Here is a 13,349-nt window from a genome sequence, read left to right as displayed (position 1 = left end):
TCGAGGCTCCAGTCTATGCAGTTGTCCTATGTGGACTCGGTTAGATAGATTGAAGAAATCGCAATCTAACTAGGGGGCTTATAGCTCGTTGAGGTTTGTTATAAACGAATTACTCAGCGTTTGCGTTAGCAAGCCAATCATCAAGCACTTGCTTCAATTTATCTAATTGCTCTTGGTGTTTTGCTTGATTCTTTGCCAATTTGTTAATGTTCTGCAATTTCCAACGAATCGCTGGCAAGTCTGCTGCACTAGGATAATCAAACAATGCCCAGTCAGGTTGCCCTCTTTTGAATGACATAAGGAAAGCATGATCCCTTTCTGTGAAATGTTTTTGCAGTTCAATTAACATCATGGGCCTAACAGAGGCTAAGTCTTCGCATTCAACTTTTTCAAAAGTCATTCCGTCAAATTCTGCCTGAAATTTCTCATTCAGAGGCTGCCAGTTTGGCGACATGACTTCATTAATAGGCCGAGGGTGACTTAATGTATAGGTTAAAAAACCCACCAAAATCTCTCTCGAAATCCCTTCACTGCCAAGTAACATACGCACATCAAATAAGTCGCGAGGATGTTGGCGATCCATTGCAGCACACAATTTCCCACCATACAGATCGGGAAGACTGACTACCTGAATCTCAGCATAACCAAACTCGTCTTCAACAGACTCTTGAACTGGCATTATTTCTGCACTATGCAATGTACCTCTGGCGACGGGCGACACTTCAATTTTGATCGTCGCAACCGGACTTGATACAACTATTCTCAGTTCATCAGCTTTATTATCCTGAAATGCCGCTCTGATATCTGGTTGAGTATTGATTCTGTCTGTAATGCGCTGCAATGCAGCCCTGACATTAATCAAAGCCTCATCTCTTGGTTCAAGTGGAAGATAAGCAAGATCAATATCTACAGATAACCGAGGAAAATCTCTCACAAATAAATTAATGGCGGTGCCACCTTTAAGTGCAAAAACCGTCTCTGTTGCTACCACAGGAAGCATTCTTATGAGCAAGGAAACCTGTTTGTAGTATGGGCTATCTTTATCCATTATGTTGTTCACCTTTTTTGATGCTTAATATCTCTGGCACTGTGATTTGATATCGCTCATCAAAACGTCCTTTTTCGACAACCTGCCGCTTTCCTGCACCCAATTTAATTCTTGTTTCATCTACGCGATTGACCCACTGGTGATCGTAGTATCGACCCAGAAATAGAAATATTCGGTTTGCCTGAACAGAGCTGCTTCGTTCAAGAATATCTTGTACTTTTCTAGGGCTAAGATTGACTAAACCCTGAAATAATTCTGCGACATGCTCAAATGAAATCAGCTTCCCAATCGCGTCTACCGCTTCATAGGCAGCAAGTTCTGCACAGCTGACAGTGAGTTCTTTCTCTTTAACCGTGATCCTTTTCAAATCTTTCTCGGGATTCACTTCAAGCTTATGGTTTCCACAGTAAAACCAATTCTGATAAGGAAATTCACGAAACCATTTCGGTAAGGACGACTTGTTTTTAACGCAAATCCAAACTTGCTCTTTGTTCAGCTGTAAATAGTGACTCAGTCCTTGGTGAGTTAAGCTGCTCAATCCAGCCAAATGAACTGAAACGCCCAATTGCACATCCAATGCTTGAATGGCATCAACCCAAGTTGGCTTTATATCGCCCTGCGCATCTGGACGATAGTACACGCCAGAACTAAGCTTCTTCAGCCAACCGTTCTGCGCGTACTTTTGAGCCAGGGAGTAGCTCACACCGTTTTCAGTCAGCCATTGCTGAAGTACTAGCGCACCAGGAGAAGTATGAGCAACAAGCCAGTTTATCTTAGATGACATTTTAACACCCCAAGTGTGAATATCACGAACAGTATAAACCATTTAGTTTATTACGATAGGGATTTTAACACTTTAGGTATTAACATACCAAATACTATAAACCAAGTTCGCAAATGTGGCGTCGCTGAAATGAAAAAGTCTACACAACATCACCAATAACCCGATGTTGTGTAGACCTAAGTTTGATTGCCTTAAGTGAACTGCCTACTGTGGTTCACATTCAGGTGCCCAGTAAAACGGCGCTGATTGCTGGAACAGATGTGCCAATAACTTCTTGAGTGCTGGCAACAACAGGTAAGGTTGCAGACATAACACTTTCAACGACTGTTGGTGTGTTGTAGAGACCCATACCGCCACCAATGCCCAAGGCAAAAGCCATCAAGCTTTGGCGAGCGATACCGCCCACAATACCCACCAGAACCATGGCTCCCGCTACGATCCGTCCCAAAGTACCTTGGGTCCAATCTTTTAGGGTATCCCAAACATCGGTGAAAGCATCACCACCGGTGCCCGCAAATGAGGGCTCCGAAATCATTAACGCCATTAAACCAAGCGCACCAATGGTCATTAGGCGCTGAGTTTGAATGGTGCGAACTACATTTGTCATTCGTTAGTTTCTCCGTAGATACTCAAGTTATCGCGCTTACCATCAGCTCCCGCTGAGGCAGAATCGCTTTGAGTCTGAAGTGGACGTAGCACTGGCGAAACCGTTCGAGGTGCTGACACCCCAATATCCCACCGGCGCGGTTCAATTTCGGTAAACACGTAGCTGGATAAATTCAGATCCCCACGGTCATCCTCCCAAGGCGCAATCCAAATCCGCATTACCCTTGAAGGAATGCGAATAGGTGCAGATTGCTGCGTCTCGGGTAATGCCGGATGGCTCAGCAGTCCTGTCTCTAAATCAGATTGTGAATACCCAGAGGGAGAACCAATTCGAGTCGCCACAGCATCAATCGTCTTGGGTGCAGCGCCATTACTGGTAAGCTCATAGACTTCACGAGCGGATAAACAGCGCACACCGTCAGGCATACCTGGGCATCCATATTCACTACTCCCAAGACCCAATGAACTACAGCCAGACAATAAGGTTGAGCCGACTGCCAATAAAAGTAATCCAGCTTTAGACCACTGTTTTGACTGGTGCTTTGGGTTGTTCTGCATTGATGTCGTCATGGTTAACTCTCCTCTGGATACACATCTTATTGTCTGAAACGGACTTCGATCGGTTAGCAACATGCAGGATTTTTTCATCTTCTTGCACCTACCCCTTGTGAAGTTGCCAACGACAACGAGGCCCCACGAGTGACTATGACTTCAATTTTCCTTGCAGCGTCTACCTCTATGACTGGGAACATATTTTCAGCCATGTCCAAATAGAACTTGGCCACTCGATCCAATGCTTTACCAGTGCCTTTAATCGCAGCACCTTGTAATGCTTCTTGGCTCATGACTTGCTGGTACAGCTGAGTATCACCGGCATTACCCGTCTGAATCGTCGGAACAGGATTCACATCAAATGCGCCTGCCAAGCCCTGAAGGAATCCGGCCATCATCGATTTGGCCACCAGCTGGCCTTGTTTCGACACTAATCGGCCACGAATACCGGCTTTGCCGTCTTCACCCACGGCATAAGAATCCAGTCGTGTTTCAATGACGCCACCATCTTCTCTCACACATGAAATGGTCTCGCCTCGCAAATAAGCACGCTCAGAGCTCAAATCACCGTAACCTGCGGCGATCAAGAAACACTCTTTGATATCCGCTCTAAATCGGTTGGGTAAAATGGCTTCCTTTTGAATCCTCAGCAATGCAGGAAAAGGCTCGCGTCTTGCGGACTCGTGAGTAGGAGCATCCAAACCTGTGATCAAAGTACCTGAGATGATGCTGCCCGCCGGTAGATACAAAGGCGGCGCTTCTTGCACAACAACCTCTGGTTCAGCAACCACTTCAGGCTCAATCATACGAATCGTGATTGGCGGCAATGGAACATCCCGAGCTCGTGTACCTTGGCCATTTGCTGGCTGCTGATAGAGCGGATCAGGCAGCGGCGCATTGGCAAAATAGTCGTCTGGGTTAGACGGCAGTGGCTTTTCTTCTTTAGGCAATTCCATGGCAGATAAAGGCACTTCAAAACGGCTATTTGTGCCTTCAACTGCTGCATCACCTCCAGCGCGAACATCATCAAGTTCCGCTCTAAGGCGGGCCAGCTCCGCATTGACTTCACTTGGTATGGAAGGCGAATCTGGGCTTAGCCGTCCTGAATCGACGTCACGACGCAAGCGCTCAACTTCACGACGTAACTGTTCATTGCGCTCACTGAGTAGTTTTACGTTCGCAGCCAAACTATCGACCCCAACATCACGAGTATTGGTATCCGTAAGAATGTGCCGGATTGTTTCCTGTCGGTTCCGACTACTTGAGCCATCGTCAGGATTAGGTGAAAACACCATCACCATAAGAATGAGACCACCAGCAATACCGGCAACCGATAGGCCCCGCTTCATGTTCGGGCTCATTTGTTCCCATTGTGCTTTCATCGTTATTCACCTCCCACAAGAAGCGAAGGTCGCTGACTTTCCACCGCTTCTTCACGATGATTGCGAACAACCACATACAACTCAGTCTTTTCACCCGGTAACAAGATATTGCGAGGCCAGTAGGCACTTGCCACTATATCTGGTGCATGACAAGCTATTTCACTGGCTTCTATCGGCTCATCGGCAAAGCTTTCAACCAGTCCTACATAGACGGTGAAGTAATGTCCCGTCACAATTTGCCCCTGCTTAAAACCAAACTTTAAGCCAGGCTGAAAACATTTCGGGCTTGTGTCAGTTTGGCCAGCTAAACGGATGTCATAGCCTTGTGGTAACTCATTTAGTGCAAGGCGTCTGAGTAAATCACGTAAGCTATCGACGTATGGCTGAGTCGTTTCCCAAGTGGCGGCTTTTCGGTTCACGACGCCCTTGATAGGCCACTGCTGACCATCAATAGCTAAGGTGATTTCACGCGGTGGAATACGACGAGGTACTAAGGTGACAGATAACGCGGGCGCTTCCTGACCAGGCGGAGTGATGTAAAGTGAAACCGGTGATTCTTTGTCCGTGGCCACATATACAACATTCCCCTTGATTTGCGTCTGAGCATCACTGGTTGTTCTCACCTGAGGCGATTCAAACGGCGTCACAATCCGGTTCAGATGGCCAAGTGCTACAGGGATCAGTTCATTAATCCCCGGTGTCATCAGTAGCGTTGTTGGCACATCCGTTGAAACCGTATTGGTTTGAACCGGTGGATTTGCAGTAGCAGACTGCTTCATCACACTGGCTGGCACAATCGGCAATTCCACGTCTGCATACGACGCTTGAGATAACAGGACGCCACTCAAGCTCATTGCGATTAAGCTTGGTGTCATCCATCGACTAATTTTGGTTCGCATCATTCACCCTCCGGTTTTGCTCTTGGGTCAACTTTTCACGAACGCGCTTCGTTCTAGCTTGCCCCTCATACGTATCCATCCAGCTAAGTTTTGGACGGTATTGCTCAATATCGATGTCAAACTCATAGGTGCGAGTTTGGCGCTGTTCATCTCCAGATGGCCCAGAGACCAAGGAATAGCCGGTCACAAAGACATGCCCGGTTTCATACTCATACTCCACTTGTCTGGGTTGGAATTTGAGCGTGACTCGGTCTTCTCGGATTTGCCTTGCCTGAATTTCCAGTGCATCGACCACTTGCTGGTACACCGCTGGAGAAAGCAGTGGTTCTATAGCAACCCGGATAAAGGACACATTACCCGGCGTCACGTTGCCCATAAGCTCAGCCAGGTAGAGCCCCCAGGATTCCAGGTAAGGTTGAGTGGCTTGGTTTCGTGACACTTCAGCCGTTTCAGACAAGGTTGGTGGTTGAATGGCTACCACGGTATTGCGAGAGAATGCCGCTACCGCAAGCAGCAAATTAGATAGCACCAGCACTGCAATCAGGAACCGCTGCCATCGGTTCTCTAATTGCGTGCCTTGCCATGATTTTAAAAACACGTCGAACTTCACGGCAGATAGCTCCTGATAAATGGGTTAGGGATCGTCTTGGCTTTGGTTGGCAACAGTCCGGCCCAGTAGATGGCGTGAAGAATAAAACCATCTGGGCGACCATCACGAAAACGCCGATAGAGCTTGGTTGTCACCAACCCCAACAGGCATAAAACCAAGGCATTACCGGTAAAAATGCCGATCACTAGCCCCAACAGAATGGGAGCCATCTCATCGGCACTCCAAAGCAGGAAGTGCGGCGGATCATCGATATAGGACGGAATACTCACAGGTTCCATAGTCACTCCTCGTTGTTTGAATTGAGAAGTGAAGAATGCCCCGAAATAACTCAGGGCTGTGGTCAGGTAGATATCGAATTCTTGAAGGTTTTGAACTACCGAGCGCTAGTTCATCTGTTTTAGGGAGGTGGTTGTCTTAGAAATTGATATTTCTGACATTTGACTTATTGATTTGCTTAGTCAAATCGTAACTGGTTAACTGAGCAACTATCTGCTTTGAAACACCTAAATCGTTTGCAATATCAAAAATCGAAATACCCAAATGCTCGTTGAGCTGATCTATTGCAGCTGATAAAAGCTCTGGCTGTTCCATTGGTATTTGATCATCTAAGTCTTCTGTTTTCGATTGACCAGATTTATTCAAATAAACATTGGCGGTTCTGTACTGTTGCGACGAAATTAACCCAAGATAATTAGCTCGATAAATTATTGCTCTCGCACTAACACGCCATCTAAGTTTCAATGCAAAGATTTTCTCCCACCTAATTCGAACAGGTCCCACACATTGAGGAAACTCTTTCAGAAAAGCCTTACGTGGAAAAAGAAACGCACTTGCAAAAGCATCAGCTTCTCTCTCTGTTTTAGCACACCCAGTTTCTACACCTTGATGCAAAACCAAATGGCCACATTCATGCGCCAAATCAAAGCGCATTCTACAGCAGCTTTCCTTCGCATTATTTCTTACTATGATGGGTCTTTTTCGATTCATTGATAACGCATCAACTTTATCTGAAACACCATCAAAGCAAGTGATTACAGCGCCATTATTCTCCAGTACTCTTACCATGTTTGTAACTGGTGCATCCAAACCCAGACCCCAGTTAATACGACATTGCTCCGCTGCTCTTTCGATAGCCTCCGCACTCAGATCTGATTCTTCAAAATCAATAAAATTGGCAACAGGCAACTCAAGATGATCTTCAATAATCTCAACTAATAGTTCAAAAATGGTGCCGAGAGCCAATACTCGATTTGCAAGTCCAACCGGTGTTGTTTTGCGCTTGCGAAAGTGGCATTGCTCATACTTAACATCATTTTGTGGTTTCTTAAAAAAGAAATCACTTTTCACTTTTAATACTTCAGCCAATGCCAAAAGCAGGTCTTCAGCAGGTGGTTTAACACCTGCTTCAAGCTGATGTATAAACTGACGACTGACCGCAACTAACTCACCAAGTTCTTGTTGAGTAATTCCGGCCATCAATCTCGCCAGCCTTAGTTTTTCACCAAAAAATTCGTTATTCATGATTTACTGCATTTTTCGACTTTTTCTTAATTTTGATTTTAGAAACAGCCGATTCAAGTTCAACACCATGAGAAACATTCTCATCAGTATCTGTTATTAACGTAACCTTAGAATTCATTGGCACTTCCCAGTTGACTACAATTTCACCAACATCGCTATAACCAACGAAAAAGGCGCGATCTACACATTTAGTTTGATCAGTGCTCAGAACAAAAAACCAAATGATCTCTGACGGACTATCTTCTGTAGAAAATAACTCCATTTGCATCATAGCTTCGTGGGAACGTATCAGTTTCCCTGATGGGAGTTTGTCAGGCTGACCTTTCCAGAAACGAACTGGAACGTCAGCGATACTAAACGTAAACCTCCCTTTCGGGGTCAGTATCTTAAGCCAATCAACTTCAAGTGACTTCCTTACTAAATGTGTACAACAACACTCGTAGGACCTTATGCCCAATGATTTGTTGGTGTCACCCAAATCTCTGTTGTGTAAATCTACAACATCTGCTCGAACATCTGCTAAAAGTTGAGCAACTTCAATCAGCTGACTTTCTTTAAAATTAGGGTTTAGTGTCATCGGTGTGTTCAAATTTGTTACCTCAGGTAGTAAAGCAATAGGATTAGATACCATGGACGATAATATGCTAATTTTAAAATTTGTCAACCTGCCTGCAACTTGTTAACCCGAGAATAAAATGTAAACTAAATCTTCTTCTGCAAGTGGCTTAACGCCAACCCTGCCATCAATGCCAAGCCGATGATCAGCGACGGTAGCACCACCGGTGGAATAGCCAGTGGGGCGAACAATCCCATAAACAGCAAAATGACGCCTGAGCCCAGGATAATCATGCTGTAGCGGTGAATGATAGGGCTCGAAAAATCAAAGGTTGTCTTCTTAATCTTCCAGGTCATCAAGCCGTCCCACAGCGCCGGTAACATGAGAATAAGCGCAAAGGGCAACCAGACCATCAGCAAAGCAAATCGAGTGAACACTTGGTACAGCACATCAAAAAATGCCTGAATACGGTCTTCTACCCACACAAACCAAAAGCCTCCCATGTTCTCCATCCCTTTAGAGCGCAGTCGTTGCTCTTCAGTGGGGATTAGAAAATCTCGCACAGATTGCTCCATCTGCGTATCCACAACCCATGACTGATACCAGCGATGGCTAGTTTGACCTATCCAATAGCTTGTTTGAGCGCCCAATTGATTTTGGATCATCTGCTTTTCTTTACTAATGACCCGGCCAGTCCAATCACCGGGCACTAACACGCCAATAGCAATAATCTCCAGCATCAGCGCCAGACAAAGTAGCCAAACCGACTTATGCTTGCTCATGCCAAACATCCTCTTCTACTCGGGCCAGCATGGCTGCAACGGTTGGCGTCATAATCCGGGCTTTAATCACTTGTTGAAGCCGCTTTGTCGTCGTATGGCCACTAACATAACGCACGTCGATGCGTCCTTCAGCCAAATACGCCATCCGATTTGGACGATTACGCATCCAGGTGTGGAAATACACACCATCTACGGCAGCCCACTCGAAATGGTCAGGATCACGCAGGCGAATCCCCGTTAAAGCACTGGCGGCAGTCCAGGTCAGTGCCTCAATGAAATGCCAAAGGCGAACACTGTCATCATCACAACCGACTTCTTCATAACTACCCAAGCCATTGCACAGACACAAATCAAAGATGGAATGGCCATCTAACGTGAGCGCATCCGTTAAATAGTCCGCCAAACAGTGTACTGAAGCCAAAGCATGAGGCCAGTCGGTTTCAAGCAGTCTTAAAGCTTCCTTGAACTGAGGGTTATGTTGCTGCCACTGAGCGAGCATTTCTTTACTGGTAAGTGTTGCCATTTTCAGACAGACAGAATGATGCATACAGACTCCTTATGCTGCCTGTGTAGAGCTGGTTAAAATAGGAATGCGGCCTTTGATCACGCGGCCACCTGAAAGCTTGGCGATGTACTCCAGGTTGGGGAGCTGGCCTAATAACTGTGGTGGAAACATATCGCCTTCTTCCTCCATCAAGCGTTCGCCATGATTGCCGGTAAACAACGCGGGGCTGTCCGAGTTGGACGACATACCCTGAGTTTGCATGATGTACTGCAACCGAGTCTTTGGCAGATTGTCAGTAATGTACTGCTGCGTTTCGGCATCCATCACCCGAAGAGCTATCAAGTTATTGATGTTACCTAACACCTGGCGAGCCTTAGCTTCACTGCCTGTTCGAGCTGCAAAGTCAGCAAAGGTCTGAGTAGCAATCACACAACGCATTTTTGCGCCACGGCCTTTGTTGAGCAGTTGAATGAAGGGATCGTTGACGACTTCAGCCGCCTCATCGATGAAGATATTTACGGGACGATTTTCAACACCATAGTTATAGCGGTCACCGGCCACTGCGGTGAGATCGGATAAAAGCAACGAACCAATGGCGCTGCCAACCATGGCGTCGGTCAATGAATCCAATCCGATATAGGCCACTTGGGCATTGTTGATAATACGGCCAGAATCCGTAATTAACCGGCTGTCATCCACATCGTTTGCAATCGGTGATAACAGTGGACCTAGTTCACTTGAGGTGAGCATATTGAGTACCGGCATCAGTGAGGCCACCATCTTGGAATAGTGGGTTCTGTCATGCTCAAACATACTCAATAGCCCCTCTAAATCGGTATTGGCGGCAACGGGCTGAATGCGTTCGTAGTAGAAAAGCAGCATCGCCATGGCTTGTTTAGCCAAGGTATTGGCCTTTTCGGTAAAGCGCTTGATCTCCACAGTAAAGTTCGGATACACCTGCTCCCCCCAAGCCGTGACGGCTTTTACTACCAAGCCTTCTGGGCCACCTTCCAAGAATCGTCTCAGTGTTTTCAGATCAGGACGCTGTGAAGTAAGCAACAAACCTTGCACGATGTTATTCAGTGCCATTTGGCCAAAAGCTTTAAATGGATCAGCACCGGTTTCAGATGGTATTAATGCCGCAATTCGGCTGGCGATTTCAGTACCCCGGTTAAAGTTTCTAAGGGGATTAAGCCGTACCGAATGCTCTGGAAACCCCGGATGAAAATACACAAAGCGCTCAGGACTACCGGCGGCAATACAGGCTCGCTGTGCATTATCCTTAAGTTCTTTGTCTCCCTTGGGGTCAATAATAATCACGGCTTCATTGCGCAAAATGGCCTGAGTGATCATCGCATCAAAGCAACGGGTTTTTCCGGCACCGGTCGTACCGACAATTAAGGTATGGCCTTCTGTGTGACCAACTGGCTGGTACACATCTTCTTCTTTGGGCTCGACACCATGAATCCAGGTCGAACCCATTTGTTTGCCGTGACCTTGGTTAAGCAAGGTTTGCTTATCCCGCTTTAGGATTTCATAAGCGCGTTGGGCATGACGTTGATCCCACTCAAAGCCATACCCTAACCACAATTCATCAGGATGTTTTGCCATCACCTTTTGCAAATGCGACAGCTCCATAAATGCCAATGGTTTGCCTTTTAGCCCCATCTGCAACTTATAAAGGCGATAAGCCTCAGGCAGGCGGTACAACGCCATGCCCGAGGAAATCCCTGTCATCCACCAAAATGGCTCAGGTGGTAGCTCAGTCAGCATTTCTGCGGCAATTGCCCCAGTTGCACCAACCAGCCAACCTGCTGCGGCCATGGCTTCATAGTTCGTGCGCCAAGGCATCTCGTATGCGTTTTCTTTCATTCATGCTCCGCAAAATAACCGTTTGCAATCCGATTAATTTCAAATGGATTAACGTTCAGCGTGAGCGGTAAACAGAACCGTTTCCCCCTCATCAAACTGGCATTGGTCACTGGCCGAGATCCCCCGAAGCAGCTGTCCGGCTGGAATGCCATGCTCATTGGCGACTTGGCGTAAGGTTTGAATCGTGACGCGAATACCATCGGCACTATGATCCACGTCTGGGTAATTGCCATCGGTCAGTAAGATGGGCAAATCTTTCACAAAATTAACCATCTGTTGCCGCTGCGCGTGTTTGGGGTCTGTACTTGAGTTCGCATTGGCCGCAATCGGCTTTTGCTTACGCTCCGCTCTTGTGGCGAGCTCTTTTGCTTGGGCATTGGTTGTCTCAGTTCGACTCGGAAGCTGTGAAGCCTCTTCGTTCTGAATTGCTGCCGCCGTTTCTGCGTCTTGTTTGGAAAGGTCTATCAGTGCAGTTAGCCCTTTAGAAATCGATACTTTCAGCAGTAACCCCTGCTCCTGAACTCCATCATTTGTAATCACAGTTCTGGCTTTACGCGTCGGGTTTGCCGGATCTAGTTCAAGCCAATCTAATCGACTGAGTTCAGCAAGCAGTTTTCGGGGAGCACACCAATGTCTTACGGCATCGGGATAGCGGATCAGTATCTGTTCATCAACCATAACCAACGCACTACTGGCCTCTGGGAGCCATGCCAAAGATTCAGGCAGATTCAATGCTTCTGCATCGTGCTGGTTTACGTTATTTGAGATAGCGCCATCATATGAGTTGTTAGGCTTTTCACATTCATCACCTGGAGCATTTTCATTTGCCTGAAGGTGATTAACATCACTGGCATGACGAAGTTCATCATCTTGTTCGGACGAGTTTGTCGATGGTGACCCATCCGATTTTCTATGTTCGATTGATGATGACGCTTCAGGCAAGCCTGGCTGCTCACTGGAGCGACTCTGTGGCTCTGCTCGTGTTTGCTGTGTTGCTTCCCACTCAGATTTGTTAAACAGTGTCACACCACTTGGTACATTCGAGCTGAACAATAAATCGGCCTCAACTATATGCAGCATGGGTAACCAGATTGGCTTGTCGTCTTTGATCAGCACTTCAGGGGCAAGGCTTTCATATCGCTCATTTGAGGCGGATTTAATGGCCAATCCTCTCTCAATGAGGATGTCCGCAAGGGTATCGGGATCTCTTGGGATGCCAGGTATCTTGTCTTTGGCCAAAAGCTCAATGATGTCCTTAGCCGCGCTTTTCCAAACCAGGCAAAGATGGGTTGATTGATTCGATTTTCGTAACCAGACTCTGGCATCTCGCTGATTAACTAACCACTGGGAACTGGCAAGCAATCGCCTCATGGCATCAAGTAGATAGCGTTCGACTGGGACACCAAGGGCGTTGTCGTCAACGGAAATTCGTTGAGCTTTCAGGTCTCGCTGGACACTGGTTTGGTCAGCTTCAATAACCAATTTAGAAAGGACATGCTCGGGTTCGGTATTGCCAATTGCCTCCAGCATGGCTTGCAAAATCTCAGGACCCGGCTGGGTTAACCAAGCAAGCAACTCAGGTGTCATCACCCGGTTTAACACCAGAATTGAAAATTGCTCGTGCCGCTTGCACCGTCCGTCGCGCCAGCGAATGAAATAGCGTTCAATGCTATTATTAGTGGTCCACTGAGATAAGGTTTCTAAAAAAGGGTTCCACTGATAGCGTCCATCTTCGTCTGTAATGGACAAGTCTGAAACAGGCTTACCAATATCATGGAACAAACCGCCAAGAGCCGCCGCAACACGCCACCTTGGCTCTAGCTCTTTTTTCTCAACCGGTGTGCCACTGGCAACAAAGATGATCCCTTCAGCTGCTTGTGCCGCCCAAAAAGCAACTTCCAACGAATGACGTAATAAACCACCCGCACCACTGTGATGATGATGCTCAGAAGCCGGCAACAAATGAACATAAGCAGCCAGATGATCAATGCAGGGCTGGATCAGCTTTTGAAAGTCACGCTGGTTAAAGCCAAGTACTTGGCGCAGTTTGGCAATTAGCTCGTCTTGTGTGGACTGCAAATCCTCGGGTGACGCAGCTGGCAACCCCTTCAAGAATGGCGGATAGCGTGGAATGTCTGTATCCAGTTGAGATGACAGCTCTGGTAATGCTTTGGCTTGAAAAAATAGGTGTTTGAACATAGTGAACCTCCGACACTATAGTGTGAAGGTTCA

Annotated in this window: 14 protein-coding genes; all 14 read right to left on the bottom strand. The window is 46.8% G+C overall.

The genetic code is table 11. From position 1 onward, the window contains the following. Positions 1–109 precede the first annotated feature (109 nt). The 14 genes from LPW36_RS04375 to mobH all read right to left on the bottom strand — a co-directional run bounded on the left by LPW36_RS04375 (position 110) and on the right by mobH (position 13,316). Positions 110–1,048: a nucleotidyl transferase AbiEii/AbiGii toxin family protein gene (locus LPW36_RS04375; protein ID WP_230608243.1), complete on the bottom strand. Its 939-nt coding sequence runs from the start codon at positions 1,046–1,048 to the stop codon at positions 110–112. Then, positions 1,041–1,874 (bottom strand): type IV toxin-antitoxin system AbiEi family antitoxin, encoded by an 834-nt coding sequence (locus LPW36_RS04370; RefSeq protein WP_476738492.1) that lies wholly within the window; start codon positions 1,872–1,874, stop codon positions 1,041–1,043. The genes LPW36_RS04375 and LPW36_RS04370 overlap by 8 nt, the downstream gene beginning before the upstream one ends. A gap of 178 nt (positions 1,875–2,052) precedes the next feature. Further along, entirely contained in the window at positions 2,053–2,439 is a 387-nt protein-coding gene (traA, locus tag LPW36_RS04365; protein ID WP_067206311.1) for a TraA family conjugative transfer protein, read from the bottom strand. Next, complete coding sequence (gene traV, locus LPW36_RS04360) at positions 2,436–3,008, bottom strand: type IV conjugative transfer system lipoprotein TraV (protein ID WP_001944091.1); 573 nt, start codon at positions 3,006–3,008, stop codon at positions 2,436–2,438. The genes traA and traV overlap by 4 nt, the downstream gene beginning before the upstream one ends. 74 nt (positions 3,009–3,082) lie before the next feature. Further along, a complete protein-coding gene (locus LPW36_RS04355; protein ID WP_230608241.1) occupies positions 3,083–4,372 on the bottom strand; it encodes a TraB/VirB10 family protein in 1,290 nt (429 codons plus the stop codon). A gap of 2 nt (positions 4,373–4,374) precedes the next feature. Further along, the gene (locus tag LPW36_RS04350) at positions 4,375–5,274 is read right to left on the bottom strand and encodes a hypothetical protein (RefSeq protein WP_420844716.1); all 900 of its coding nucleotides are present in this window, start codon (positions 5,272–5,274) and stop codon (positions 4,375–4,377) included. Continuing rightward, positions 5,255–5,881, bottom strand: coding sequence for a TraE/TraK family type IV conjugative transfer system protein (locus LPW36_RS04345; RefSeq protein ID WP_000667170.1), 627 nt, complete (start codon positions 5,879–5,881; stop codon positions 5,255–5,257). The genes LPW36_RS04350 and LPW36_RS04345 overlap by 20 nt, the downstream gene beginning before the upstream one ends. Next, the gene (gene traL, locus LPW36_RS04340) at positions 5,878–6,159 is read right to left on the bottom strand and encodes a type IV conjugative transfer system protein TraL (RefSeq protein ID WP_000433891.1); all 282 of its coding nucleotides are present in this window, start codon (positions 6,157–6,159) and stop codon (positions 5,878–5,880) included. Before traL ends, LPW36_RS04345 begins: the two co-directional genes overlap by 4 nt. A 136-nt stretch (positions 6,160–6,295) precedes the next feature. Then, positions 6,296–7,402 (bottom strand): helix-turn-helix domain-containing protein, encoded by a 1,107-nt coding sequence (locus LPW36_RS04335; RefSeq protein WP_230608240.1) that lies wholly within the window; start codon positions 7,400–7,402, stop codon positions 6,296–6,298. Beyond that, positions 7,395–7,991, bottom strand: a complete 597-nt coding sequence (locus LPW36_RS04330) for a hypothetical protein (protein ID WP_222757124.1) — start codon at positions 7,989–7,991, stop codon at positions 7,395–7,397. The genes LPW36_RS04335 and LPW36_RS04330 overlap by 8 nt, the downstream gene beginning before the upstream one ends. Before the next feature lie 113 nt (positions 7,992–8,104). After that, positions 8,105–8,740, bottom strand: a complete 636-nt coding sequence (locus tag LPW36_RS04325; RefSeq protein ID WP_032481061.1) for an IncC plasmid conjugative DNA transfer DtrJ family protein — start codon at positions 8,738–8,740, stop codon at positions 8,105–8,107. Then, on the bottom strand, positions 8,727–9,287 hold the full coding sequence (locus tag LPW36_RS04320) for a conjugative transfer protein (RefSeq protein WP_230608239.1): 561 nt from the start codon (positions 9,285–9,287) through the stop codon (positions 8,727–8,729). The genes LPW36_RS04325 and LPW36_RS04320 overlap by 14 nt, the downstream gene beginning before the upstream one ends. Before the next feature lie 9 nt (positions 9,288–9,296). After that, positions 9,297–11,117, bottom strand: a complete 1,821-nt coding sequence (gene traD, locus LPW36_RS04315) for a conjugative transfer system coupling protein TraD (protein WP_230608238.1) — start codon at positions 11,115–11,117, stop codon at positions 9,297–9,299. A gap of 48 nt (positions 11,118–11,165) precedes the next feature. Beyond that, positions 11,166–13,316 carry a MobH family relaxase gene (mobH, locus tag LPW36_RS04310; RefSeq protein WP_230608237.1) on the bottom strand — a complete coding sequence of 717 codons (2,151 nt, stop codon included), beginning with the start codon at positions 13,314–13,316 and terminating at the stop codon, positions 11,166–11,168. Positions 13,317–13,349 lie beyond the last annotated feature (33 nt).

Origin of the sequence: Limnobaculum eriocheiris, assembly GCF_021010575.1 — a bacterium.
In the GTDB taxonomy this organism is placed as follows: domain Bacteria; phylum Pseudomonadota; class Gammaproteobacteria; order Enterobacterales; family Enterobacteriaceae; genus Limnobaculum; species Limnobaculum eriocheiris.
Note: the sequence above shows the minus strand (reverse complement) of the source record. Positions and strands in the feature narration are given on the sequence as shown.

Coding starts and splice junctions, on each gene's coding strand:
- LPW36_RS04375 (WP_230608243.1), bottom strand. CDS start 1,048: ATGGATAAAGATAGCCCATACTACAAACAGGTTTCCTTGCTCATAAGA.
- LPW36_RS04370 (WP_476738492.1), bottom strand. CDS start 1,874: ATGGTTTATACTGTTCGTGATATTCACACTTGGGGTGTTAAAATGTCA.
- traA (WP_067206311.1), bottom strand. CDS start 2,439: ATGACAAATGTAGTTCGCACCATTCAAACTCAGCGCCTAATGACCATT.
- traV (WP_001944091.1), bottom strand. CDS start 3,008: ATGACGACATCAATGCAGAACAACCCAAAGCACCAGTCAAAACAGTGG.
- LPW36_RS04355 (WP_230608241.1), bottom strand. CDS start 4,372: ATGAAAGCACAATGGGAACAAATGAGCCCGAACATGAAGCGGGGCCTA.
- LPW36_RS04350 (WP_420844716.1), bottom strand. CDS start 5,274: ATGATGCGAACCAAAATTAGTCGATGGATGACACCAAGCTTAATCGCA.
- traL (WP_000433891.1), bottom strand. CDS start 6,159: ATGGAACCTGTGAGTATTCCGTCCTATATCGATGATCCGCCGCACTTC.
- LPW36_RS04335 (WP_230608240.1), bottom strand. CDS start 7,402: ATGAATAACGAATTTTTTGGTGAAAAACTAAGGCTGGCGAGATTGATG.
- LPW36_RS04325 (WP_032481061.1), bottom strand. CDS start 8,740: ATGAGCAAGCATAAGTCGGTTTGGCTACTTTGTCTGGCGCTGATGCTG.
- LPW36_RS04320 (WP_230608239.1), bottom strand. CDS start 9,287: ATGCATCATTCTGTCTGTCTGAAAATGGCAACACTTACCAGTAAAGAA.
- traD (WP_230608238.1), bottom strand. CDS start 11,117: ATGAAAGAAAACGCATACGAGATGCCTTGGCGCACGAACTATGAAGCC.
- mobH (WP_230608237.1), bottom strand. CDS start 13,316: ATGTTCAAACACCTATTTTTTCAAGCCAAAGCATTACCAGAGCTGTCA.